This is a genomic window from Streptomyces sp. NPDC091377, assembly GCF_044757045.1.
Lineage (GTDB): Bacteria > Actinomycetota > Actinomycetes > Streptomycetales > Streptomycetaceae > Streptomyces.
Genome location: NZ_JBIVUE010000018.1, coordinates 142,641 through 165,713 on the forward strand (window position 1 = coordinate 142,641; position 23,073 = coordinate 165,713).

Consider the following 23,073-nt stretch of genomic DNA (forward strand, 5'->3'; position numbering starts at 1 on the left):
AAGGGGCGCGGGGAACCGTGCGATCAGCCGACGACGGCGGGTCGGCCGAACGACGGCACCGCCTCACACACCCTTCGTCTCAGACGCCCTTCGTCTCAGACGCTCGTCGTCTCACACACCCTTGGCCGCGCACTCCGCACAGGTACCGAAGATCTCCACGGTATGGGCCACATTCACATACCCGTGCTGCGCGGCGACCGTCTCGGCCCATGACTCGACCGCCGGCCCCGCCACCTCCACGGCCTTCCCGCAGGCCCGGCACACCAGATGGTGGTGGTGCTCACCGGTGGAACAGCGCCGGTACACCGACTCGCCGTCCGACGTCCGCAGCACATCGACCTCACCGGCCTCGGCGAGCGACTGCAACGTCCGGTACACCGTGGTCAGGCCGACGGCGTCGCCCTTGTGCTTGAGCATGTCGTGCAGCTCCTGGGCGCTGCGGAACTCGTCGACCTCGTCCAGTGCAGCCGCCACGGCGGCACGCTGCCGAGTGGCGCGGCCCTTCACGGGCGGTCCAGCGGTGGTCACTGGTTGCCTCCTTGCGTCTGCTTCCTGCCGGGCGCCATTGTGCCAGCCCGGCAGGTCCGCAGTTGTTCCAGCCGTCAGACGCCGGCCCCCTTCTCCATCCCGCGCGCGGCCGGAATGGCGCATTCCATCGGGTCTCCGGTGGCCGCCGCCGCCTCCGCCGCGCGCCGGGCGCGGCGCCGGGTCAGCGGTACGGCCAGCGCCGTCAGCAGTACGAACACGCCGATGGTCAGCAATACGATCGTCGCACCCGGCGGTACGTCCTGGTAGTACGAGGTGGCGGTGCCGCCCAGCGTCACGGCCACCCCGATCGCCACGGAGATCGCGAAGGTCGCCGCGAAGCTCCGGCTGAGCTGCTGCGCCGCCGCCACCGGCACCACCATCAGCGCCGACACCAGCAGCAGCCCGACCACCCGCATCGCCACGGTGACCGTGACCGCCGCGGTGATCGCCGTCAGCAGATTCAGCGCCCGCACCGGCAGCCCGGTGACCCGGGCGAACTCCTCGTCCTGGCTCACCGCGAACAACTGGCGGCGCAGTCCGAGCGTGACCAGCATCACGAACGCCGCGAGCAGGCAGATCGCCATGACGTCCGACTCCGAGACGGTGGACAGCGACCCGAAGAGATACGAGGTGAGGCCGGCGTTGGAGCCGGACGGCGCCAGGTTGATGAACATCACGCCGCCGGCCATACCGCCGTAGAAGAGCATCGCGAGGGCGATGTCCCCGCGGGTGCGGCCGTACCAGCGGATCAGTTCCATGAGGACCGCGCCGACCACCGCGACCAGGGTCGCCATCCACACCGGTGACCAGGACAGCAGGAAGCCGAGGCCGACACCGGTCATGGCGACATGGCCGATGCCGTCGCCCATGAGGGCCTGGCGGCGCTGGACCAGATAGATGCCGACGGCGGGCGCGGTGATGCCGACCAGGACGGCGGCGAGCAGCGCCCGCTGCATGAAGGCGTAGTCGAGGATCTCCATCAGTCGACGATCTCCCGTGGCTTGGCCATTAGCTGAGCAGTCCCGTGCGCAGGGGCGCGGTACCCTCGGGGGCGTGCGGGTGGACATGGTCGTGGCCCGGCAGGGCGTGCTGGCCGACGGCCTCGGGCGGTGGGCCGTCGTGCAGCACACAGCCGTCGCGCAGCACCACCGCCCGGTCGATCAGTGGCTCCAGCGGTCCCAGCTCATGCAGGACCAGCAGGACCGTCGTACCGGCCGCGACCTGCTCGCGCAGGGTTCCGGCGAGCACCTCCTGGCTGGCCAGGTCGACTCCCGCCATCGGCTCGTCCATGATCAGCAGCTCGGGCGCGGAGGACAGCGCGCGGGCGATCAGTACCCGCTGGTGCTGTCCGCCGGAGAGCGCGTCGACCGGGTCCTTCGCCCGGTCGGCCATGCCGACCAGCTCCAGCGCGCGGTGCACGGCGGTGTGGTCGGCCTTGCGGAAGACGCCGAAGCGGGTGCGGGAGAGCCGGCCCGAGGAGACCACCTCGGCGACCGTGGCGGGGACCCCGCCCGCGGCCGTGGTGCGCTGCGGGACGTACCCGATGCGCGACCAGTCGCGGAACCGGCGCCGCTCGGTGCCGAACAGCTCGATCCGCCCGGCGCTCACCGGCACCTGTCCGATGAGGCTGCGCACGGCGGTCGACTTGCCGGAGCCGTTCGCGCCGAGCAGTGCGACGACCTCGCCGCGGCCCACGGCGAAGTCGATCCCGCGCAGCACCGGGCGCCCGCCCAGTTCGGCGGTGACCCCGCGCACCGACACGACCGCCTCGGCCCGGGCCCCGGTCCCGTCGCTCACGCCCATGGCGTCCTCCGTCGCTGTCATGCGCTTCCCAGTGCCTTCTGGAGGGCCGCCAGGTTGGCGTCCATGACCTGGAAGTAGTCGTCGCCGCGGGACTTGTCGGTGATGCCCTCCAGCGGGTCGAGGACGTCGGTCCTCAGCCCTGTGTCGCGGGCGAGGGTCTTCGCGGTCCTGTCGGAGACGAGGGTCTCGTAGAACACGGTCGTCACGCCGTCCGCCTCGGCCTCCTCCTGGAGTTCCTTGATCCGGGCCGGGCTGGGCTCGCTCTCCGGGTCCAGACCGGCGATGGCCTCCTGGGTCAGCCCGTAGCGCTCGGCGAGGTAGCTGAAGGCGGCGTGGTGGGTGAAGAAGACCTTGGTGTCGGTGTTCCGCAGCCCGTCCTTGAAGCGGGTGTTCAGCGCGTCCAGCTTCTTGACCAGGGCGTCGGTGTTCTTGCGGTAGTCCGCGGCGTTGTCCAGGTCGGCCTTCTCGAAGGCGGCGCCGACCCCCTTGGCGACCTCGGCGTACTTCACCGGGTCCAGCCAGAGGTGGGGGTCGCGGGCGTCCTCGCCCTCATGGGAATGAGCGTCCCCGGCGTCGTCGGCGGCGTGGGCGTCCTCGCCCTCGTGGCTGTGGCCGCCGTGGTCCTCCAGCGTGGTCAGCGCGGCGGCGTCGATCCTGGTGTCCACTCCGGACTGGCCGACGGCCTCGTCCACGGCGGGCTGGAGGCTCTTGAGGTAGAGCACCGCGTCGGCCTCGCCGAGCTGGGCGGTCTGCCGGGTGCTCAGCTCCAGGTCGTGCGGCTCCTGACCGGGCTCGGTCAGCGTGGTGACGTTCACATGGTCCCCGCCGATCTGCTCGGCGAGGAACTGCATCGGGTAGAACGAGGCGACGACATCGAACTTGCCGGTGTTGCCCGCGGTGTCGTCGGTGGAACAGGCGGTGAGGGCGGCGAGACCCAGAGCGGTCACGGCCGCCGTGGGTATGAGTCGTCGGGCGTTCATGACAGTCATTTTCAACAAATATGGAAACCGTTGTCAACAAACAATCCGGGCACTGTGTCCCAGATCATGATCAAGACGATGATCGAGGTGGCGGTTGAGGCAATGACACGGTGAGGGGCGAGTCGATGAACAAGGTGACGGTCGCGGCGACGGTCGAGGTGATGATCAAGGCGATGATCGAGGCGATGGTCGAGGCGATGATCGAGACCGGCTGCGGCGGCGGGTGCGGGTGCGGGGGTGCGGGGGTGCGGGGGTGCTGGAGGGGCGGGACGGGCCGGATCCGGGGCCGGATCGCGGGCCTGATCGGGCCTGATCGGGCCTGATCGGGGCTGGTTCCGGCCTGGTTCCGGGCCGATTCCGGGCTGGTTCCGGGGCCGTCGTGGGACGGAGACCGGTATCGATTTGGCCGAGGGGGAGCCTGCGCCGGTAACCTGAAGCATTCGCTCTGAAGCGTCTCGCTTCGTCGCCCGTCGTCGTAATGAAGAGAGCACCGTGGCCGCCGACAAGATCGACACCATCGTCAGCCTGAGCAAGCGCCGTGGCTTTGTATTCCCCTGCAGTGAGATCTACGGCGGACAGCGCGCCGCCTGGGACTACGGGCCGCTGGGTGTCGAGCTCAAGGAGAACCTCAAGCGCCAGTGGTGGCGCTACATGGTGACGTCGCGCGAGGACGTCGTCGGTATCGACTCGTCCGTGATCCTGGCCCCCGAGGTGTGGGTCGCCTCCGGCCACGTCGCCACGTTCACCGACCCGCTCACCGAGTGCACCTCCTGCCACAAGCGGTTCCGCGCGGACCACCTGGAGGAGGCGTACGAGGAGAAGAAGGGCCGCGCCCCCGAGAACGGCCTCGCGGACATCAACTGCCCCAACTGCGGCACCAAGGGCCAGTTCACCGAGCCCAAGCAGTTCTCCGGCCTGCTCTCCACCCACCTCGGCCCCACCCAGGACTCCGGCTCCGTCGCCTACCTGCGCCCCGAGACCGCGCAGGGCATCTTCACCAACTTCGCCCAGGTGCAGACCACCTCCCGGCGCAAGCCGCCGTTCGGTATCGCGCAGATGGGCAAGTCCTTCCGCAACGAGATCACGCCCGGCAACTTCATCTTCCGCACCCGCGAGTTCGAGCAGATGGAGATGGAGTTCTTCGTCAAGCCGGGCGAGGACGAGAAGTGGCAGGAGTACTGGATGGAGCAGCGCTGGAACTGGTACACCGGCCTGGGCATGCGCGAGGAGAACATGCGGTGGTTCGAGCACCCGAAGGAGAAGCTCTCCCACTACTCCAAGCGCACCGCCGACATCGAGTACCGCTTCCGGTTCGGCGGCAGCGAGTGGGGTGAGCTGGAAGGCGTCGCCAACCGCACCGACTACGACCTCGGCTCCCACTCCAAGGCATCCGGCCAGGACCTCTCCTACTTCGACCAGGAGGCCGGGGAGCGCTGGACGCCGTACGTCATCGAGCCCGCGGCCGGTGTCGGCCGCGCGATGCTCGCCTTCCTCCTCGACGCCTACATCGAGGACGAGGCGCCCAACGCCAAGGGCAAGATGGAGAAGCGCACGGTGCTCCGCCTGGACCACCGCCTCGCCCCGGTCAAGGTCGCGGTGCTGCCGCTCTCCCGCAACCCCGAGCTGTCCCCCAAGGCCAAGGGGCTCGCCCAGGCGCTGCGCCAGAACTGGAACATCGAGTTCGACGACGCCGGCGCGATCGGCCGCCGCTACCGCCGCCAGGACGAGATCGGTACGCCGTACTGCGTCACCGTCGACTTCGACACCCTGGACGACAACGCGGTCACCGTGCGCGAGCGGGACTCCATGAAGCAGGAGCGGGTGTCTCTCGACCAGATCGAGGGGTACCTGGCGAGCCGGCTCGTCGGAGCGTGACACCTGCGACGCCGGGGGTTCTTCCCCGCTGGCGTCCGAGGGAGCTGCCTCTTCCCCGGCTGACGGCCGAGGGAGCTGCCTCTTCCCCGGCTGACGGCCGAGGGAGCTGCCTCTTCCCCGGCTGACGGCCGAGGGGCCCGCCCCTTCTCCGGCTGACAGCCGAGGGGCCTGCCCCTGCTCCGGCTGACGTCTGCTGAGCCGGACCCGGAACTCCGGGGCTTCGCCCACCCACCTCCCGTGCAGCGCGGGGGCGGGTGGGCGTTGTCGTGGGCGGGAGGCGTCAGGACGGCGGGGGCTGTCGTCGTAGGCCGTGGCCGTGGCCGTGGCCATGGGTGATTGGTCCCCGATACGGGTTCCGAAGTGGTCCTGTATCGGGGTCCTGCCCCTCGCCAGGGTGGGACGTATGAGCATCGCGTTTCTGCTGACCACCCTCGTGGTGGTCGCCACGCCCGGCACCGGTGTCGTCTACACCCTCGCGGCCGGGCTCTCCCAGGGTCGGCGGGCCAGTGTCGTCGCGGCCTTCGGCTGCGCCCTCGGCATCGTCCCGCACATGCTGGCCACCATCACCGGTCTCGCCGCCGTGCTGCACACCAGCGCCACCGCGTTCCAGATCCTCAAGTACGCCGGTGTCGCCTACCTGTTGTACATGGCGTGGGCCACGCTCAGGGACCGGGACGCCCTCACCGTCGACGAGGGCGGCGCTCCCGCCTCGGCGGGCCGGATGATCGTACGGGGTGTGCTCATCAATATCCTGAACCCGAAGCTGACGATCTTCTTCTTCGCGTTCCTGCCGCAGTTCGTGACGCCCGGCGAACCGCACGCCCTGCTGCGCATGCTGGCCCTGAGCGGGGTGTTCATGCTGGTGACGTTTCTGGTCTTCGCGGTGTACGGGGTCCTCGCCGCGTCCGTCCGCCATCACGTCGTCTCCCGCCCCAAGGTGATGAACTGGCTGCGGCGCGGCTTCGCGGGCTCCTTCGTGGCCCTGGGCGCGAAGCTGGCGTTCACTCCTCAGTGACGGGGGAAGGGCCCCGCACGCGCACCGGCCGGGGGAGGGCGGTGATGCGCGCTACGGGGCCGATTCCTGGGACCGGGCCGTGGCCGGACGGAGGGGGACCCACGGCCCGGGGCGGGTGGACGGGCTGTCAGCGTCCCTGGAGGGCCTTGACGTTGTCGCCGAAGGTCCAGTTGCGGGAGCCGTCCCAGTTGATGGACCAGGTCATCAGGCCCTTGAGGCTCGTTCCGTAGTTCCGCCACGCCTGGGAGACCAGGGACGGGGACATGTAGCCGCCGCCCGCGCCGGCCTGGGCGGGCAGCCCCGGCACCTGCTTGTCGTACGGCACCCGGATCGTCGTGCCCTGGATCACCAGGCCACGGTTGAGGCAGTCGGTCTGGGCGATGAAGCCCTGGACGGTGCCCGCGGAGTAGGAGTCACCGGAGCAGCCGTAGAAACTGCCGTTGTAGTACTGCATGTTCAGCCACCACAGCCGGCCGTTGTCGGCGTACTTCTTGATGATCGGCAGGTAGGCGCCCCAGATCGAGCCGTAGACCACGCTGCCGCCGGTGACGTACGCCGTCTCCGGGGCCATGGTGAGGCCGAAGTTGGCGGGCATCTGGGCGAGGATGCCGTCGATGATCCGGATCAGGTTGGCCTGGGACGCGGACGGCTGGTTGATGTTGCCGCTGCCGACCAGTCCGGTCTCGATGTCGATGTCGATGCCGTCGAAGTTGTACTGCTTCAGGATCGGGACGATCGTCGCGACGAAGCGGTCGGCGACGGTGGCCGAGCTGAGGTCGATACCGGCGGCGGCCCCGCCGATCGAGAGCAGGATCGTCTGCCCGGCGGCCTTCGCCGCGCACATCTCGGCGGGGGTGGACACCTTCACGTTGTTGTCCATCCCGTTCTCCCACAGCGCCGTGCCGTCGGAGCGGATGACGGGGAAGGCCGCGTTGATCACGTTGTAGCCGTGGGCGCCGATCCGGGGGTCGTTGATCGGGGTCCAGCCGAAGGGCGGGTGGACGCCGTTGGCGGAGCCGTCCCAGTTCTCCCAGTAGCCCTGGAGCACCTTGCCGGTGGGCTTGGACTTGACCGCGCAGGTGTCGGCGGCGGCAGCGGCGGGGGCCGTCCCGAGGGCTGTCGCGGTGCCGGGGGCCGCGGAGGTGGGGGCGGCGGCGACCGCGAGCGGGACGAGGACGGCCGCGGTCAACGCGGCGGCGAGCAGCCGGAATCGGCGACGGACACGGCGGATCATGCGTGGCCTCCCGGTGGGGGTGGGGTCATGAGGTGGGGCATGTGCGCTCTGTCGTAGGCATGACAGTGCGCTTGGTCCAGACCTTTAGTCAAGAGGTCTGGACCAAATGAGAGGTCGAGGGTGGGTGACGGATGGCGGCTGACGGTTGGTGAATGGTGAATGACGGCTGGTGGATGACTGCTGGCGGATGACAGGTGACGGCTGGCGGCTGGCGGCTGGTGGATGGGAGCTGGTGGATGGGAGCTGGTGGATGAGGGGGGGCTGACAAATGACAGCTGACAGATATTGAAATCTGTCAGCTGTCGTGCGATCGTGGAGTCATGAGCACACAGACGCGCACTCTCGGTACGACCGGCCCCCGGGTCTCCGCCCTCGGCCTCGGCTGCATGGGCATGTCCGCGCTGTACGGCGACGCGGACCGGGCGGAGTCCATCGCGACGATCCACGCGGCCCTGGAGGCCGGTGTGACCCTGCTCGACACGGGCGACTTCTACGGCATGGGCCACAATGAGCTGCTGATCGGCGAGGCCCTGCGCACCGCCCCGGCGGCCCTGCGCGAACAGGCCCTGACCAGCGTGAAGTTCGGCGCCCTGCGCGACCCGGACGGCGGCTGGAGCGGCTACGACGGCCGCCCGGCGGCGGTCAGGAACTTCGTGTCCTACTCCCTCCAGCGCCTCGGCACCGACCACATCGACATCTACCGCATCGCCCGCCTCGACCCCGACGTCCCGGTCGAGGAGACGGTCGGCGCGATCGCGGAACTGGTGGAGAAGGGGCACGTCCGGCACATCGGCCTCAGCGAGGTCGGCGCCGAGACCCTTCGCCGGGCCGCCGCTACGGCCCCGATCTCGGATCTCCAGATCGAGTACTCCCTGATCTCGCGCGGCATCGAGGGCGAGATCCTGCCGACCGCCAGAGAGCTGGGCATCGGCGTCACGGCCTACGGCGTGCTCTCGCGCGGGCTGATCTCCGGCCACTTCACGGCCGACCGCCCCCTCGCGGCCAACGACTTCCGGGCCCAGTCCCCGCGCTTCCAGGGCGAGAACCTCCAGCACAATCTGGGCTTGGTGGACGCCCTGCGGAAGATCGCCGAGCAGAAGGGTGTGAGCGTCGCCCAGACCGCCATCGCCTGGGTGCTCTCCAGAGGCGAGGACATCGTGCCGCTGGTCGGCGCCCGCCGCCGGGACCGGCTGACCGAGGCGCTGGGCGCGCTGGACGTCACGCTCGACGAGTCGGACCTCGCGGCGATCGAGCGGGCGGTGCCGGTCGGCGCGGCGGCGGGTGACCGCTATCCGCAGGGACAGATGGACCACCTCGACAGCGAGCGCTGATCCGGCCGCCAGGTACCGTCAGTGTCATGCCACCGACCAGCCAGACCCTCACCGCCGAGCGCATCCTTGAGGCGACCGAGGAGGTGCTGCGCCGCCATGGACCGGCCAAGGCCACCGTGGTCGACGTGGCCCGCGCGCTCGGGGTCAGCCACGGCAGCGTCTACCGCCACTTCCGCACCAAGGCGGCGCTGCGCGAGGCGGTCACCAAGCGCTGGCTGGACCGTACGTCGGAGGCGCTGTCCGTGATCGCCGGCCGGGAGGGCGACCCGGAGGAGCGGTTGCGTATCTGGCTGCGGACCCTGTTCGACGCCAAGCGCAGCAAGGCGGGCGACGACCCCGAGCTGTTCGCCACCTACATGGTGCTGGTCGATGAATCGGTCCAGGCGGTGGAGGACCACATCACGGACCTCACGGCCCAACTGACCAGGATCGTCCACGACGGCGTGGACGCGGGCACGTTCACGGCCGACGACGAGCAGATCACGGCCCGTGCGGTCTTCCAGGCCAGTGGCCGCTTCCACGACCCGTGCTACGCGACGGAGTGGGTCCGTCCCGAGGTGGAGTCGGAGCTGGAGGCGATGCTGGAACTGCTGCTGAGGGGCCTGCGCAGCAGGTAGCGCAGCAGATAGCCGGGACACACATCGACCACCGGCACGCTCCGCCCTCCCTCCGCTCTTGACCTCAACTTTCCTTGAGGTTCTACGTTGGAGGGAGGTCGGTCGACTCATATGTCCCCGATGGCTAATACCTGATGGCCGATGGCCGATGCCTGATGTCGGATGGGTGATGCCCGATGGCTGATGTCGGATGGCTGATGTCGGATGGCTGATGCCTGATGGCCGATGGCCCAGATGGTGAGGAGCGGTGGTCCCGATGCGTGCGATCCAGGTGCGGGAGTTCGGCGGACCGGAAGTGCTGGTGGTGAGGGAGACCGCGGATCCGGTGGCGGGTCCGGGGCAGGTCGTGGTGGCGATGGTCGCGGCCGATGTGATCTACCTGGACACCTTGCTGAGAGCGGGTTGGGGCGGGGAGTACTTTCCGCTGGAGCTGCCGTACATCCCCGGCGGCGGGGGTGCCGGACGGGTGCTGTCGGTCGGGGCGGGGGTGGACACCGGTCTGGTGGGGCGTCATGTCCTGGCCCGGGGCGTGGGCGGTTATGCCGAGCGGATGGTGGCCGAGGCCGAGGAGTTGGTGGAGGTTCCCGAGGGGGTGGCGTCCCCGGAGGCGGCGGCGCTGCTCCATGACGGGGTGACCGCCCAGATGCTGCTGGCCGAGGGGGAGCCCCAGAGAGGCGAGTGGGTTCTGGTCGCGGCGGCGGCCGGGGGTGCCGGCTCCCTGCTGGTGCAGTTGGCCAAGGAGGCGGGCGCCCGGGTGATCGGGGCGGCGCGGGGCGAGCGAAAGCTCAGCCTGGCAAGGGAGTTGGGCGCGGAGGTCACGGTCGACTACGCGGAGCCCGGCTGGCGGGAGCGGGTCGTGGAGGCGACGGGGGGAGCGGGGGTGGACCTGGCCTACGACGGAGCGGGCGGCGCACTGGGCCGCGAGGTCTTCGACACGGTGCGGAAGGGCGGCCGATTCATCACCTACGGCAGCGGAGGCGGGGCCTTGGCCGATATCGACCCCGACCAGGCACGGCAGCGGGACGTCACGGCGGTCAACGCCCTGGAGGCGGGCTCCCCCGACGACGAGACCGTGCGGGGCCTGCTGGCCGAGGCCCTTCGGCGCGTGGCCGAGGGCACCCTCCGCCCGACCATCGGCACCACCTACCCCCTGGCCGGAGCGGCCCGGGCCCACGAAGCCCTGGCCGACCGCACGACGGTGGGCAAGTCCCTGCTGCTGATCTGAGAGACGGCTCCAGCCGAGGCGGGAACGCCCGTCGTGTCACCGGCGCTCGGTGTCGAGTCCCTCGATGAACACCCTTGCCGTGATCTCGAACTGGCTCTCCCAGTCACCGAGAACACCCTCCAGATGGGCGGCGAGGGTGGGGTAGCGGTCCTGGCGCTCGCTGATCAGTGACCTCAGCGCGTCCCGGCTGTCGGACTCGGGGCGGGAAGCCCAGGCGGCCTGCGTGGCGGCCGTGGCGATGACCAGGTTCGACACCCCGGCCGCCGCCGCGGCGAGCGTGGCCCCGCTGAACCCGGCGCGGGCCAGCGCCGCGTACACCGCTTCGGAGCGCTCCAGGGCATGGGGTCCGGCGAGGGGCCGGGTGCCGGCGAGCGAGGCGGCCCAGGGGTGCCGCAGCAGCATGGCGCGGAGCTGGTGCATATAGGCCAGGACGACCTCCTTCCAGTCCATCGCCGGATGGCCGTCGGGGAGGGCGATCTCGCCGAACACCTCGTCGACGGCGAGGTCGAGGACGTCGCCCTTGGTGGGGACGTGCCAGTACAGGCTGGTCGCGTGGGCGTCGAGATCGGCGGCGATCTTACGCAGGCTCAGCCCGTCGATCCCCTCGCGGTCGAGACGTTCGACGGCGGCGGCGACGATCCGGTCCCGGCTCAGTGCGGGCGTCCTGCGGCGGCGCTGGGGCGTGCGGAACCACACCGCGCCCGGCGTCTCGTTCTCCCCTTTGGCAACCACACCCGGCAGTCTATCGGCGCTGAATTAATCCAACACTGTATGGTTCAGTCCATGACTGTAGGAGAAGAGGGGAAGAACGCTGCCCGGCGCGATCCGGCGCCCGCTTCCGGGCGGGCCGTCGGCCGCGATCCTCGGCGGTGGGTGATTCTGGCGGCGGTGTGTGTGGCGCTCATGGTGATCGTGGTGGACAACACCGTGCTCCATGTGGCGCTGCCGACCATCGAGGACGATCTCGGGGCGGGCCCGGCCGAGTTGCAGGCCACGGTCAACTCGTACGTCGTGGTCTTCGCGGGGCTGCTGGTGGCCGCCGGGCTGATCACCGACCGCTACGGACGCAGGCGGGCCGTGGTGATCGGGCTCGGGATCCTGGTGCTGACGTCGGTCGTGGCGGCGTGCGCGCCCTCCGCGCCCTGGCTGATCGGGGCGCGGACGGTGATGGGCGTGGGTGCGGCGCTGGTGATGCCGGGCACGTTGGCGATCCTGGTGCACACCTTCGACGCCGAGGAGCGGGTGAAGGCGTTCGCGGTCTGGTCGGCGGTCGGTTCGGCGGCGATGGCGGCGGGCCCGCTGGTCGGGGGAGCGCTGGTGGACCGCTGGGGCTGGCCCGGGATCTTCGTCATCAACGCGGTGCTCGCGGCGTTGGCGATCGTGCTGATCGTCCGCCTGGTCCCGGAGTCGAGGGACCGGCAGCACCGGGCCGTCGACGGTGCGGGGGCGGCGGCGATGACGCTGGCGATGGGCTCGTTCGTGGCGGCGATCATCCTCGCCCCGGACCACGGCCCGCTGTCACCGCAGGTGCTCGGGGCACTGTGCCTGACCCTGCTGGGCGCGGCGGTGTTCGGGATACGGCAGCGCGGCGCGGCGTCACCGATGATCGACACGGGGCTGTACCGGGACCGGACGTTCGTGGGGGCGAGCGCGGCGGTCGCGGTGCTGGCGATCGGCACCGGCAGTGTGCTGTTCGTGCTGACCCAGCATCTCCAGCATGTGAAGGGCTACTCGCCGGTGGAGGCGGGGCTGGCGATCGTGCCGCTGGCGGCCGGGGTGGTCCTCGGCTCGCCCGTCGGCGCCCGGCTGCCGGCCCGGATCGGGGCGCGGTGGGCGATCGTCACCGGGTTCCTGGTCACGGCGGCCGGTTTCGTCGTGCTGGCGCTGCTGACGCCCACCAGTGGGTACGCGCTGGTCGCGACGGGGCTGTTCCTCGCCGGAGCGGGATCGGGCCTCGCGTCACCGGCCGTCCACTCCACGGTGCTGGGCGCCGTGCCCCCGGACCGCGCGGGCATGGGCTCGGCCCTCAACGACACCCATCAGCAACTGGGCATCGCCCTGGGCGTGGCCGTCCTCGGCAGTGTGGTGACCACCGCGTACCACCGTTTCGCCGACCCGGAGTTGGGTGTCCGCCCGGGAACGTCCCTCGGCAACACCCTCAGCGGCCTCTCACCCGACCACGGCCGTCTGATCGACGCCGCCCATACCGCCTTCACCCGCTCCCAGTCCCTGGCCATGCTGATCTGCGCGGCCTTCGCCCTGCTGGGCGCGGCGATCGCCTGGCGCACCCTCACCCGGGACCACCGGGCCGCCCCGAGGGAGTGACCGGCCCCGTCCGCAGAGACCGGCTCAGCGGGGCGATCAGCGGCGCTCACCGGCCTCAGCGCCCGCCCCGGCTCTCGCTCCGCGCCCCCACCACACCCCGTACCTCCGGGGCCTCCAGCCGGGTGGCGCACCGGTCGGCCGTGGCGCGGGCCCAGCGCCCGCTGGTCAGCAGGCCCACCACCAGGACGACCACACCGCACCCCACCAGCACCCACCATCCGGGCCGTGCGGCGCCGACGAACGCCGTGGCGTACGACGCGCCTCCCAGCCCGGTCGCCAGTACCGCGCCGACCACGGCGACGCCGAGCGTGGTGCCGAGCTGGCGGCTGGTGGAGGCGACGGCGGAGGCGACCCCGGCCTGGGCGACCGGCATCCCGGACACCGCCGTGTTGGTGATGGGGGCGTTCACGAAGCCGAATCCGATGCCGAACAAGACGTATCCCAGGAGCAGGGTGAGATCGGAGGTCTCCGCCTGGAACGCGGCGAACATCAGCGCCCCCGCCGTCATCGCCACCCCGGCGATCAGCAGCGGCACCCGTGGCCCCCGGTTGCCGACCAGCCGCCCGGAGAGCGGGGCGCACACGAAGGTGGGCACGGCCATCGGCAGCATCCACAGTCCGGCGTGGAGCGCGTCGAGCCCCCGGACGTTCTGGAGGTACAGCGTCGACAGGAACAGGAAACCGCCGAGCGCGGCGAACGCGCTGATCGCGATGACCGTCGCCCCGCTGAACGGCGCCGAGCGGAAGAACCGCAGATCGATCAGTGGCTCGGCCCGCCGTGGCTCGTAGTGCAGCAGCGCCAGCAGGGCGAACAGGGCGACGGCCGCGAAGGGAAGGACGTACCCGAGGCCGGCGGCGGGCGCCTCGATGATGGCGTAGGTCAGGGAGCCGAAGAGCAGGATGACCAGCACCTGTCCGACCGGGTCGGGGCGGCGCGGCTTCGCGGCCCGCGACTCGGGGACGTAGCGCAGCGTCAGCAGCAGCGCCGCGAGCCCCACCGGCAGGTTGATCCAGAAGATCGCCCGCCAGCTCACGGCCTCCACCAGCACTCCGCCGATCATCGGGCCTGCCGCCATGGAGATACCGACCACCGCGCCCCAGGCACCGATGGCGCGGGCGCGTTCGCGCGGGTCGAGGAAGGTGTTGGTGATGATCGACATGGCGACCGGGTTGAGCATCGAGCCGCCGACCGCCTGGATCATACGGAAGACGACGAGGGTCTCCAGGTCGGGCGCCACCGAGCAGAGGGCCGAGCCCAGGGTGAAGATGATCAGGCCCGCCATGAAGACCCGTTTGCGGCCGATCCGGTCGGCCGTGGAGCCGGCCAGCATCAGCAGCGAGGCGAGGACCAGCGTGTACGCGTCGACCGTCCACTGGAGCCCCGAGGTGCCGGCGTCCAGATCGCGGGCCATGGAGGGGAGCGCGACATTCAGCACGGTGGTGTCCAGGCTCACGATCAGCAGGCTCATACAGCAGATCGCGAGCACCAGCATCCGACGGCGAGAGCTGAGCTCAGGCATAGGCACCATCGTACGCCGCTATCGATAGTGCGGCTAACTAACGAATATGCGGGTTCGGAGTGCCCCACCCACGGCCAGGCCCCACCCGCGGCCCGGCGGCCCCCAGCGCCGAGTCGGACCCCACCCACGTCCAGCCGCCCCCGCACCCGGCCAGCCCCTCCCGGTGCCAGCCCCCCCCGGGGGGCTAGTCGGCCCGACCCGCGCCCGAGCGGCCCCCCTCCCCGCGGCCAGTCGGCCCCCGCCCAAGCCCCCCGCCCCGGCGGCCCCTCCCGGGGGCAGCGGCCTCACCCGCGTCCGAGTGGCCCCCGGTCAGTCGGCCCCGCGCCCGGACGCCCCCCGCGCCCCGGCGGCCCCCGCGCTCCAGCGGCCCCCGGGGCCCCCGGGCCTAAACCGCCCCCCACCCAAGCCCCCCACCCAAGCCCCCCACCGAAGCCGCCCCCACCCATGTGCCCCCCACCCCCCCCACCCGGCACAATGGAGGAATGTCCACGCCCGTCACCCCCGCGCAGCCGCCGGTGCGGATCGGTCCGCACACTGTCCTGCCGCCCGTCGTCCTGGCCCCCATGGCCGGGATCACCAACGCGCCCTTCCGTACCCTGTGCCGGGAGTTCAGCGGGGGCAAGGGCCTCTTCGTGAGCGAGATGATCACCACCCGGGCGCTGGTCGAGCGCAACGACAAGACCATGCAGCTGATCCACTTCGACGCGACCGAGACACCGCGTTCGATCCAGCTCTACGGGGTCGACCCGGCCACCGTCGGCAAGGCCGTCCGCATGATCGCGGAGGAGGGTCTGGCCGACCACATCGACCTCAACTTCGGCTGCCCGGTCCCCAAGGTGACCCGCAAGGGCGGCGGCTCCGCCCTGCCCTACAAGCGCAACCTGCTGCGCGCCATCCTCCGCGAGGCCGTCACCGGCGCCGGGGACCTGCCCGTCACCATGAAGATGCGCAAGGGCATCGACGACGGCCACCTCACCTACCTCGACGCCGGCCGTATCGCCGTCGAGGAGGGCGTCACCGCCATCGCCCTGCACGGCCGTACCGCCGCCCAGCACTACGGCGGCACCGCCGACTGGGACGCCATCGCCCGGCTCAAGGAACACGTCCCGGAGATCCCCGTCCTCGGCAACGGCGACATCTGGTCGGCCCAGGACGCCCTGCGCATGGTCCGTACGACGGGCTGCGACGGGGTCGTGGTCGGGCGCGGCTGCCTCGGGCGCCCCTGGCTCTTCGCCGACCTGGTCGCCGCGTTCGAGGGACGGACCGAGGCCGTCGCGCGTCCCGCGCTGCGGGAGGTCGCCGACGTCATGCTCCGCCACGCCACCCTGCTCGGGGAGTGGATCGGGGACGAGTCGCGCGGTGTCATCGACTTCCGCAAGCACGTCGCCTGGTACCTGAAGGGGTTCGCGGTCGGCTCGGAGATGCGCAAGCGGCTCGCGATCACCTCGTCGCTCGCCGAACTGCGCGCCGGGCTCGACGAACTGGACCTGGACCAGCCCTGGCCCACCGGCGCGGACGGCCCGCGCGGGCGGACCTCGGGCAACAACCGGGTCGTGCTGCCGGACGGCTGGCTGAAGGACCCGTACGACTGCGCGGGCGTCGGCGAGGACGCGGAACTGGACACCTCCGGAGGCTGACGGACCACCTCCCCCCGGCCGACGGACCGCCTCCCCCAGGCCGACGGCTCAGCTGCCACCGGGCCGCGGCGTGGACCCGTAGGCCGTCAGGAAGCGGTCCCGGAACGCGCTCATCCGCCACACCGGCGCCCCCTCCCCGGGCCGCAGTCCCTCCGTCCAGCGCCACCCCTCGACGCGCTCCAGCACCTTCGGGTCCTTGGCGACGATCGACACCGGCACATCCCGGCTCGGCTGCGGGCCCGTGACCTTCGCGAGCGGCTGGTGGTCGCCGAGGAAGACGAGGACGGTGTCGTCGGTGCCGTACCGCTCCAGCCACTCGGTCAGACTGGTCACCGAGTAGGAGATGGACCGCCCGTACTCCTCCTTGGAGCGGCCGGCGTCCGCGGCGATCTCGGAGGACCGGTGCCCCGCCCGCTCGATGCTCTCGAAGCGGGAACCGTCCCCCAGATCGTCCCAGTCGACCATCTCCGGCACCGGCGCCCACGGTTGATGGCTGGAGGTCAGGATGATCTCCGACATCAGCGGCCGGTCCCGCTCCCGCCCGTGCTCCAGCCGCTCGAACGCCTCCAGCGCGTACTGGTCCGGCATGGTCGACCAGCCGAACTTGGGCCCCTCGTAACCGAGTCCGAAGGCGTTGTACACCGTGTTCAGACCGAAGAACCGCTGCTCCGGCCAGGCTTTCTGCACCCCCGGCATCACCCCGACCGTGTCCCACGCGCCGGTCTTCCGGAACGCCCCGGTGAGCGTGAGCCGGTCCCCGGCGGTCACCGTCCGGTAGCGGGCCTGGTTGTCGACCCACAGCCCGGACAGAAAGGTGGAGTGCCCGAGCCAACTGCTGCCGCCGAAGGTCGCCGAGGTCAGCCAGCCGCTCCGGGCCCGGTAGCCCGACGCCTCCAGGGCCCGCTCACGGCGGTCCAGGGTCGCGGTGACACCGGGCGCGATCGCCGGGTCCTCGACGGCGGTACGGCCGTAGCTCTCGATGAAGGCGAACACGACGTCCTTGCCCCGCAGCGCGGGCAGCAGTTCGCCGCCCGGTGTCGCCCCGAACGGGTCGGTCTGCGCCTCCCGCGCGAACGCCGCCTCGTCGCGCAGCGTCCACCGCACCGTCCGCGCCTTCGACTCCAGCGTCTCCCTGGCCCGGTCGGCGGCCACCGGCGCCCCGCCGAGCTGGACACCGAGACCGGCACAGGTGATCCAGGCGGTGGCGGCGAGCAGCGTGCTCCGGTTGGCGACGGCCGGATGACACCCGAGCAGCCGGCTCAGCCGTACGGCGGCCAGCGCCGTCCCGACGACCAGCGCCACCGGCAGCAGCACGGCCCCCGCGGTGGCCAGCCAGGTCGTCCCGGGCCCCGTCGTGTCCCTCAGGTAGGACCGCGCGTCGTCCAGCAGCCCCCAGTCCAGCACCGGGTTGAAGCCGCGCCCCAGGTACTCCCCGAACCCGATGTCCAGCAGATTCACCACGGCCAGCGCCCCGAGCACCGCCCCGAACACCCCGGCCGCCCACCCCCGCGCCCGGCGCGGCAGCATCAGCAGGACGGCGGCCCCCACCACCGCCTCCCCCGGAATCCGCGCCCACAGCCCCGGCGTCACATCCTCCAGCGCGTCCGGCACCAGCAGCACCCCGAACAGCCACAGCCCGGCGGCCCCCGCCCCGACCCCACCGCGAACCGACACCGGCCACCCCCTCCCGTACGGAAACCCGACCGATCTCCGTACGGAAGAGGAACCCGGGATGTTCACCGACGCCCGTCAGCGGCACGGGGAACCGCGCGCTCCATCACACCCCACCCGCACCCGCCCACGCGTCGACACCCCTGCCCCGGGGGGCGCCTACACACCTCCCACCGCGGTCAACAGGGCCAGGGGCGCAGCCGCGGACCGGGACTCCCGCACACACGCGTGCGCGTACGGCACCGGCGCCCCCTCCCCATCCCGCTCCCCGCCCCGCTCGTACCCCGCGAACACCTCCGGCAGCCGGCCGCCCATCGCCCCGGCCGCGGCCACGACGCCCTGTGCCACGGCCCGCGCCTCGTCATGCAGCCCGTACCGCGCGAGCCCGAGCGCGATCAGCGCGTTGTCGTGCGGCCACACCGATCCCCGGTGATACGACAACGGGTGGTACGCCGGCTGCCCGGCGGCCAGCGTGCGGACACCCCACCCGGAGAAGAAGTCGGACTCCAGGAGCCGGCGCCCCACCACCTCCCCGTACTCCTTGTCGAGCAGCCCGGACCACAGCAGATGCCCGGCGTCTGAGGCCAGCGCGTCCACCGGACGCCCCTCGCCGTCCAGCGCCAGCGCGGGGAACGCCCGCTCGGCCATCCAGAAGTCGCGCTGGAACCGGTCCCGCAGATCGGCCGCCGCCTGTTCGAGCAGGGCCGCGTACACCTCGTCGCCCCAGGCGGTGCGGGCCAGCCACGCGGTGCGCCGCAGGGCGTCGTACGCGTAGCCCTGCGCGCCCGCCGCCATCACCGGTCCGGTGGGCCGGGTGCCGTCGGCGGAGCAGATCGCGCCGGGGGAGTCCTTCCAGTTCTGGTTGGCGAGACCGCCCCGGTCGGCGCGGTAGACGAGATAGCCGCGCGAGGTCAGCCCGCCGTGGTCCAGCATCCAGCCGACGGCCGCGCGGGCGTGCCGTTCGAGGCGGCGGGCCAGCGCGCTGTCACCGGTCTGCTCGACATACGCCCCCAGCAGCACCAGGAAGAGCGGGGTCGCGTCCACCGAACCGTAGTAGCGCCCGTACGGCACCTGCCCGAAGTGGGCCAGTTCGCCGTGGCGCACCTCGTGCACGATCTTCCCGGGCTGGGCGACCGCGTCGGTGACGGTCTCCGTCGCCTGGGTGGCGGCGAGCGCCGGGAGCGTGGCGGCGGCGAGCCCCGGACGGTAGGGGAGGGTGAACAGGGAGGTCAGCAGGGCGTCCCGGCCGAGCAGTCCGAGGAACCAGGGGGCCCCGGCCGCCGGGACCCGCAGCTCCTCGCCGTCCGGTCCGGTCGCCGGTACCTGCAGTATGGCCAGGTCCGCCAGGCCGCGCGTACAGGCCGCCGCCAGTTCGGGCCAGCCGGTGGGGAAGGCCACGCCCTCCATGAACGCGGCCTCCCGCGCCCGTACCTGCTCGGTCACCGCGCGCGGCGAACGCGGCACCCGCAGCGCCCGTTTCTCCCCGTGCGGCCGGGCCATCACCCGCAGCAGCAGTTCGGCCGTGCCGTGCGGCGGCAGCTCCAGCGTCCACACCAGGCGCCGGGCCCCGGTGCCGGTCTCCTCCACGGCGTCCGGCGCGGGCTCGGCCGTCACCGTCGTGGACGACCGCCACTCGCGGCGCCGGTACCCGAACTCGACCCCGTCGTCCAGGACGGTCCGGTGCCGTACGGCGCCGACCTTGGCGTACGTACGGTGGTCGGAGCGCAGTTCGAACTGGTCGGTGAAGTCGGCGTCCACGGTGAGCGCCAGCCGGACCGTGACCGGCACCGGGCGGTTGCTCGTCACCCGCAGCGACTCCACGAACGCGCTCTCCGTGACGGCCTGTTCCCGGAACAGCGTGCACGCGGGGGGTTCGGTGCGCCCGCCGCGCGGTACCAGGACGCAGCGGGCGGTGTCCGCGTCGGTGACCGGCGCCAGGGTCTCGGGCACCGCCCCGTCCACCGTGAGCTGCCAGCGGCTCAGATGCCGGGCGTCCCGCACGAACAGGCCCTCGGGGGAGCCGCCGTGCCGTACCCCGCTGATGTCCCCGCTGTCGTCGACGGCCGCGAACGTCCCGCCGTGCACGAGCAGATGCTGTCGGTCCGTCATCCCCGTTCGCCTCCCTTTGCGGTGGTGCTGTTCCTGGCGGTGGTCGTCGCTGCGGTGCTGTTCCCCGCCGTGGGCGTGCCGTCGGCTTCCAGCAGGTCGAGGGTGAGCGCGGCGGTCCAGCCGAAGCCGGCCGCGCCGCACGCCTCACCGGTGTACGGGTCGACGTACTCGGCGAAGCCGGAGGAGAGCGCGGTGGTCACCAGCGCCGCCCGCAGCGCGTCCGCCCGCTCGCCCCGGCCGTGCAGCCGCAGTCCGCGCTCCACCAGCCAGCCGGTGTTGAACCAGGCCGGGCCCCGCCAGTAGCGCTGCGGGTCGAACGCCTCGCCCAGCAGGTCGTAGCTGGGCAGCAGCCGGGTGGTCGAGCCCAGCCCGAAGTGCGGGCCGCCGAGCGTGGCCACCAGCGCGGCGGCGATCTCGCGCGGCAGCGCGGGCAGCAGCAGCGGGATCAGCCCGGTGACGGCCCGCTCCCGGACCAGGGCACCCCCCTCACCGCCCCCCTCACCGCCGCCCCCGGCGCCGGGGCCGTCGCCGTAGAGGTCGCGGCAGAAGAAGATCCCGGCGGCCGGGTCCCACAGCCGCTCGACGAGGGTCTCGGTGAGGCGTCCCGCGCGCGCGTGCCGCGCGGTACCGCTCGCGCCCAGCGCGCCCGCGATCCGCGCGAGGGCGTGTTCGGAGGCGATGAGCAGGGCGTTGAAGGAGGGGTCCTCCACGGCGAAGCCCCCGCCGCCGGCGGTGTGGGCGCCCCCGTGGCCGTGGCCGGCACCCCGCCCGTCGTGGCGGACGACGTGCCGGTCCGCGTAGCCCCCGTCCCGGTACTCCGCCGCGAGCCGTACGTACCGCCCGTAGTCCAGGTCCGTCGGCCGGTCCTCGGGGGCGCCGTGGTCGAGGTCGGCGCGGCGGAAGGAGCGGGCCGGGGCCGGGGTGACCCGGGCGAGGGGGGCGTCCCAGCAGGGGCTGTTGTCCATCCCCTGTTCCCAGGGGTGGACGATGGAGGCGAGGCCCGCGCCGCCGAGGTTGCGATGGCGCAGCAGATAGCGGTGCCAGGCGGCCAGCCTGGGGTACATCCCGGCCAGGAAGCCGCGCGCCCGGGAGAGTCCGGGGTCGGCGAGGTGGACCAGCCAGACCGCGAGGGCGTGCACCGGTGGCTGCACGATCCCGGACGTCTGTACGGTGCGCGGGGCGCCCGCGGCGCGGCCGACGGTCGAGGAGCGCCAGAAGTCGGGGCTCGGGAAGTAGACGTCGTCGGGGACGGAGGGGTTGAAGACGATGTGCGGGATCCGGCCGTCGCCCCACTGGGCGGCGAACAAGGTCTCCAGCTCGGTCTGCGCCCGTAACGGCGACAGATGGCGCAGGCCGATCGCGATGAACGCGGAGTCCCAGGACCACTGGTGCGGATACAACCCGTGCGAGGGAACGGTGGACGTACCCGTCCAGTTGACCGCCAGCACCCGGGCGGCCTCGGCCTGCGCGGAGCCGGGCGGCGGCGGATCGTATGCGATCTCCCGCGGCGCTGGTCGGGCGGTGAGTTGGGCGGTGCGATCCACTCGGGGCTCCCCGAAGACGTCACGGCCGGGGCGGTTCGGCCCCGGCTACCGTAGAGTTACGTCTATTTAACACGCAAAACTCACTATGTAATGCAGAGTTGGGAAACACAAGGGGGTGCGCATGACCGGGCGGAGCGGGACTCGGCGGACCGGCACGGAGCGGAGCGGGGCCCAGCGGAGCGGGGGCGGGCAGGGCGCGGCCGGGCAGGGCGCGACTGCGCAGGGCGCGGCCGGGCAGGGCGCGGCTGGGCAGGGCGCGGCACCGCGGAGCGGGGCGCAGCGGGCCGGTGCTCAGGCGAGCGCCGGTGACCTGCTGGAGCTGGTCCGCAGTGGACGGGCGACCACGCGCGGCGCGCTCCAGCAGGTCACCGGACTCTCCCGGGCCACGGTCGGCCAGCGGCTCGACCGGCTCTTCCGTGCGGGCTGGCTGCGCGAGGGCGCCGGCGGTCCGGTCGACTCCCCGCTCGGCGGACGGCCCTCGATCACCCTGGAGTTCGACGGCGGGCACGCGGTGGTGCTGGCCGCCGACCTCGACACCCGGCACGCGCGCGTGGCCCTGCTCTCGCTGACCGGTGAACTCCTCGCGGAGACCGGTGGCACGCTGGTGGTGGAGGACGGCCCGGAGGCGGTCCTCGGTGAACTCGGCGGCTGGTTCGCCGAGTTGCTGCGCAAGGCGGACCGGCGGGCCGAGGAGGTGTGCGGGATCGGGCTGGCGGTGCCCGGCCCGGTCGACAGCCGGACCGGCCGGGTGGTCCAGCCCCCGATCATGCCGGGCTGGGACGGCTACGACATAAGGGGCCGCCTCGCCCGTTCCTTCGCCGACCACACCGGCTCCACCCTCCCGGTGCCGGTCCTGGTCGACAACGACGCCAATCTGATGGCGTACGGCGAACAGCGCGCCGGGCACCTCGGCTGCGCGGCCTTCGTGCTGGTCAAGGTCTCCACCGGGATAGGCGCCGGGGTGGTGGTCGACGGGGCGCTGTTCCGGGGCGTCGACGGCGGCGCGGGCGACATCGGCCACATCCGGGTGCCCGAGGGCGCGGGCGTCCTGTGCCGCTGCGGTTCGTACGGCTGTCTGGCCGCGGTCGCCAGTGGGGGCGCGGTGGCCCGGCGGCTGGCCGAGTCCGGGGTGCCCGCGGCCTCCGGCTCGGACGTGCGGGAACTGCTCGCGGCCGGGCATCCCCAGGCGGCGGCGCTGGCCCGCGACGCGGGGCGCAGTGTGGGGGAGGTGCTGGCGACGGTGGTGACGCTGCTCAACCCGGGCGTGCTGATGATCGCCGGGGACCTGGCCGGCATACCGTTTCTGACCGGGGTGCGCGAGCTGCTGTACCAGCGGGCGCTGCCGCGCTCCACCGCCCATCTGGAGGTGGTGACCTCGCGGCTGGGGGAGCGGGCGGCGCTGACGGGGGCCGGGGCGCTGGTGGTGGAGCACCTGTACGCGCCCGAGCGGGCCGAGGAGCGGTTGCGGGCGCTCGGGGTCTGAGCGCACGATCAGGGGTGTAAGGCACCGATCGTCAGGTAAGCGGCAGGTTTCTTCCCCTTTGCGCCGTCCGGTCGCCGGTCCGCATGGTGAACTTCCGGCACCCGGAAGGGCGTGATTCTCGCCACCCTTGATAGGGGTGATGCTCAGATGAGCAGGTTATGAGTGGGTGCACTTCTC

19 protein-coding genes are annotated in these 23,073 nt (G+C 72.1%); 9 read left to right on the forward strand and 10 right to left on the reverse strand.

Annotated features, from left to right (window positions below):
• Window positions 1-111: 111 nt before the first annotated feature.
• The 4 genes from ACIQNG_RS31235 to ACIQNG_RS31250 form a co-directional block, all read right to left on the reverse strand.
• Window positions 112-528: a Fur family transcriptional regulator gene (locus tag ACIQNG_RS31235; protein WP_401489625.1), complete on the reverse strand. Its 417-nt coding sequence runs from the start codon at window positions 526-528 to the stop codon at window positions 112-114.
• A 74-nt stretch (window positions 529-602) separates the two neighbouring features.
• Window positions 603-1,508, reverse strand: coding sequence for a metal ABC transporter permease (locus ACIQNG_RS31240; protein WP_401430342.1), 906 nt, complete (start codon window positions 1,506-1,508; stop codon window positions 603-605).
• Between the two features lie 28 nt (window positions 1,509-1,536).
• On the reverse strand, window positions 1,537-2,352 hold the full coding sequence (locus tag ACIQNG_RS31245; RefSeq protein ID WP_401489627.1) for a metal ABC transporter ATP-binding protein: 816 nt from the start codon (window positions 2,350-2,352) through the stop codon (window positions 1,537-1,539).
• A complete protein-coding gene (locus ACIQNG_RS31250; protein WP_401489630.1) occupies window positions 2,349-3,311 on the reverse strand; it encodes a zinc ABC transporter substrate-binding protein in 963 nt (320 codons plus the stop codon). The genes ACIQNG_RS31245 and ACIQNG_RS31250 overlap by 4 nt, the downstream gene beginning before the upstream one ends.
• A 125-nt stretch (window positions 3,312-3,436) precedes the next feature.
• On the opposite strand from ACIQNG_RS31250, the gene ACIQNG_RS31255 reads away from it, so the two are divergent.
• The 3 genes from ACIQNG_RS31255 (at window position 3,437) to ACIQNG_RS31265 (ending at window position 6,201) form a co-directional block, all read left to right on the forward strand.
• Window positions 3,437-3,634: a hypothetical protein gene (locus tag ACIQNG_RS31255; protein ID WP_401489632.1), complete on the forward strand. Its 198-nt coding sequence runs from the start codon at window positions 3,437-3,439 to the stop codon at window positions 3,632-3,634.
• Window positions 3,635-3,803: 169 nt separating this feature from the next.
• Window positions 3,804-5,186 carry a glycine--tRNA ligase gene (locus ACIQNG_RS31260; RefSeq protein ID WP_401430334.1) on the forward strand — a complete coding sequence of 461 codons (1,383 nt, stop codon included), beginning with the start codon at window positions 3,804-3,806 and terminating at the stop codon, window positions 5,184-5,186.
• 403 nt (window positions 5,187-5,589) lie between these two features.
• Window positions 5,590-6,201 carry a LysE family translocator gene (locus ACIQNG_RS31265; RefSeq protein WP_401430332.1) on the forward strand — a complete coding sequence of 204 codons (612 nt, stop codon included), beginning with the start codon at window positions 5,590-5,592 and terminating at the stop codon, window positions 6,199-6,201.
• Between the two features lie 127 nt (window positions 6,202-6,328).
• Here ACIQNG_RS31265 and ACIQNG_RS31270 read toward each other — a convergent pair whose 3' ends face one another.
• Window positions 6,329-7,435, reverse strand: coding sequence for a chitinase (locus tag ACIQNG_RS31270; RefSeq protein WP_401489635.1), 1,107 nt, complete (start codon window positions 7,433-7,435; stop codon window positions 6,329-6,331).
• Between the two features lie 320 nt (window positions 7,436-7,755).
• Between ACIQNG_RS31270 and ACIQNG_RS31275 the strand changes: the two genes are divergently transcribed.
• From ACIQNG_RS31275 to ACIQNG_RS31285, 3 genes are all read left to right on the forward strand, one after another.
• Window positions 7,756-8,766: an aldo/keto reductase gene (locus ACIQNG_RS31275; protein WP_401489637.1), complete on the forward strand. Its 1,011-nt coding sequence runs from the start codon at window positions 7,756-7,758 to the stop codon at window positions 8,764-8,766.
• A gap of 26 nt (window positions 8,767-8,792) precedes the next feature.
• Complete coding sequence (locus tag ACIQNG_RS31280) at window positions 8,793-9,383, forward strand: TetR family transcriptional regulator (RefSeq protein ID WP_401489639.1); 591 nt, start codon at window positions 8,793-8,795, stop codon at window positions 9,381-9,383.
• Window positions 9,384-9,639: 256 nt separating this feature from the next.
• Window positions 9,640-10,608, forward strand: coding sequence for a zinc-binding dehydrogenase (locus ACIQNG_RS31285; protein ID WP_401489641.1), 969 nt, complete (start codon window positions 9,640-9,642; stop codon window positions 10,606-10,608).
• A 36-nt stretch (window positions 10,609-10,644) separates the two neighbouring features.
• Here ACIQNG_RS31285 and ACIQNG_RS31290 read toward each other — a convergent pair whose 3' ends face one another.
• Entirely contained in the window at window positions 10,645-11,340 is a 696-nt protein-coding gene (locus ACIQNG_RS31290) for a TetR/AcrR family transcriptional regulator (RefSeq protein WP_401489643.1), read from the reverse strand.
• 51 nt (window positions 11,341-11,391) lie between these two features.
• Here ACIQNG_RS31290 and ACIQNG_RS31295 point away from each other — a divergent pair, with 51 nt between their 5' ends.
• Window positions 11,392-12,933: an MFS transporter gene (locus tag ACIQNG_RS31295; protein WP_401489646.1), complete on the forward strand. Its 1,542-nt coding sequence runs from the start codon at window positions 11,392-11,394 to the stop codon at window positions 12,931-12,933.
• 55 nt (window positions 12,934-12,988) lie between these two features.
• On the opposite strand, the gene ACIQNG_RS31300 is transcribed toward ACIQNG_RS31295, so the two are convergent.
• The gene (locus ACIQNG_RS31300) at window positions 12,989-14,452 is read right to left on the reverse strand and encodes an MFS transporter (RefSeq protein ID WP_401489648.1); all 1,464 of its coding nucleotides are present in this window, start codon (window positions 14,450-14,452) and stop codon (window positions 12,989-12,991) included.
• 482 nt (window positions 14,453-14,934) lie between these two features.
• On the opposite strand from ACIQNG_RS31300, the gene dusB reads away from it, so the two are divergent.
• Window positions 14,935-16,089, forward strand: coding sequence for a tRNA dihydrouridine synthase DusB (dusB, locus tag ACIQNG_RS31305; RefSeq protein WP_401430316.1), 1,155 nt, complete (start codon window positions 14,935-14,937; stop codon window positions 16,087-16,089).
• Window positions 16,090-16,137: 48 nt separating this feature from the next.
• Here dusB and ACIQNG_RS31310 read toward each other — a convergent pair whose 3' ends face one another.
• The 3 genes from ACIQNG_RS31310 to ACIQNG_RS31320 form a co-directional block, all read right to left on the reverse strand.
• On the reverse strand, window positions 16,138-17,763 hold the full coding sequence (locus ACIQNG_RS31310) for a CDP-alcohol phosphatidyltransferase (protein WP_401489650.1): 1,626 nt from the start codon (window positions 17,761-17,763) through the stop codon (window positions 16,138-16,140).
• A gap of 156 nt (window positions 17,764-17,919) precedes the next feature.
• On the reverse strand, window positions 17,920-19,869 hold the full coding sequence (locus ACIQNG_RS31315; protein ID WP_401489652.1) for a glycogen debranching N-terminal domain-containing protein: 1,950 nt from the start codon (window positions 19,867-19,869) through the stop codon (window positions 17,920-17,922).
• Window positions 19,866-21,413, reverse strand: a complete 1,548-nt coding sequence (locus tag ACIQNG_RS31320) for an MGH1-like glycoside hydrolase domain-containing protein (protein ID WP_401489654.1) — start codon at window positions 21,411-21,413, stop codon at window positions 19,866-19,868. The genes ACIQNG_RS31315 and ACIQNG_RS31320 overlap by 4 nt, the downstream gene beginning before the upstream one ends.
• A 121-nt stretch (window positions 21,414-21,534) precedes the next feature.
• Between ACIQNG_RS31320 and ACIQNG_RS31325 the strand changes: the two genes are divergently transcribed.
• Window positions 21,535-22,896: an ROK family protein gene (locus ACIQNG_RS31325; RefSeq protein WP_401489656.1), complete on the forward strand. Its 1,362-nt coding sequence runs from the start codon at window positions 21,535-21,537 to the stop codon at window positions 22,894-22,896.
• Window positions 22,897-23,073 lie beyond the last annotated feature (177 nt).

Bases quoted from the DNA above. Each gene is read 5' to 3' on its own strand.
- ACIQNG_RS31240 (WP_401430342.1), bottom strand. From the start codon at position 1,508: ATGGAGATCCTCGACTACGCCTTCATGCAGCGGGCGCTGCTCGCCGCC.
- ACIQNG_RS31245 (WP_401489627.1), bottom strand. From the start codon at position 2,352: ATGACAGCGACGGAGGACGCCATGGGCGTGAGCGACGGGACCGGGGCC.
- ACIQNG_RS31250 (WP_401489630.1), bottom strand. From the start codon at position 3,311: ATGAACGCCCGACGACTCATACCCACGGCGGCCGTGACCGCTCTGGGT.
- ACIQNG_RS31255 (WP_401489632.1), top strand. From the start codon at position 3,437: ATGAACAAGGTGACGGTCGCGGCGACGGTCGAGGTGATGATCAAGGCG.
- ACIQNG_RS31265 (WP_401430332.1), top strand. From the start codon at position 5,590: ATGAGCATCGCGTTTCTGCTGACCACCCTCGTGGTGGTCGCCACGCCC.
- ACIQNG_RS31270 (WP_401489635.1), bottom strand. From the start codon at position 7,435: ATGATCCGCCGTGTCCGTCGCCGATTCCGGCTGCTCGCCGCCGCGTTG.
- ACIQNG_RS31275 (WP_401489637.1), top strand. From the start codon at position 7,756: ATGAGCACACAGACGCGCACTCTCGGTACGACCGGCCCCCGGGTCTCC.
- ACIQNG_RS31280 (WP_401489639.1), top strand. From the start codon at position 8,793: ATGCCACCGACCAGCCAGACCCTCACCGCCGAGCGCATCCTTGAGGCG.
- ACIQNG_RS31285 (WP_401489641.1), top strand. From the start codon at position 9,640: ATGCGTGCGATCCAGGTGCGGGAGTTCGGCGGACCGGAAGTGCTGGTG.
- ACIQNG_RS31295 (WP_401489646.1), top strand. From the start codon at position 11,392: ATGACTGTAGGAGAAGAGGGGAAGAACGCTGCCCGGCGCGATCCGGCG.
- ACIQNG_RS31300 (WP_401489648.1), bottom strand. From the start codon at position 14,452: ATGCCTGAGCTCAGCTCTCGCCGTCGGATGCTGGTGCTCGCGATCTGC.
- dusB (WP_401430316.1), top strand. From the start codon at position 14,935: ATGTCCACGCCCGTCACCCCCGCGCAGCCGCCGGTGCGGATCGGTCCG.
- ACIQNG_RS31315 (WP_401489652.1), bottom strand. From the start codon at position 19,869: ATGACGGACCGACAGCATCTGCTCGTGCACGGCGGGACGTTCGCGGCC.
- ACIQNG_RS31325 (WP_401489656.1), top strand. From the start codon at position 21,535: ATGACCGGGCGGAGCGGGACTCGGCGGACCGGCACGGAGCGGAGCGGG.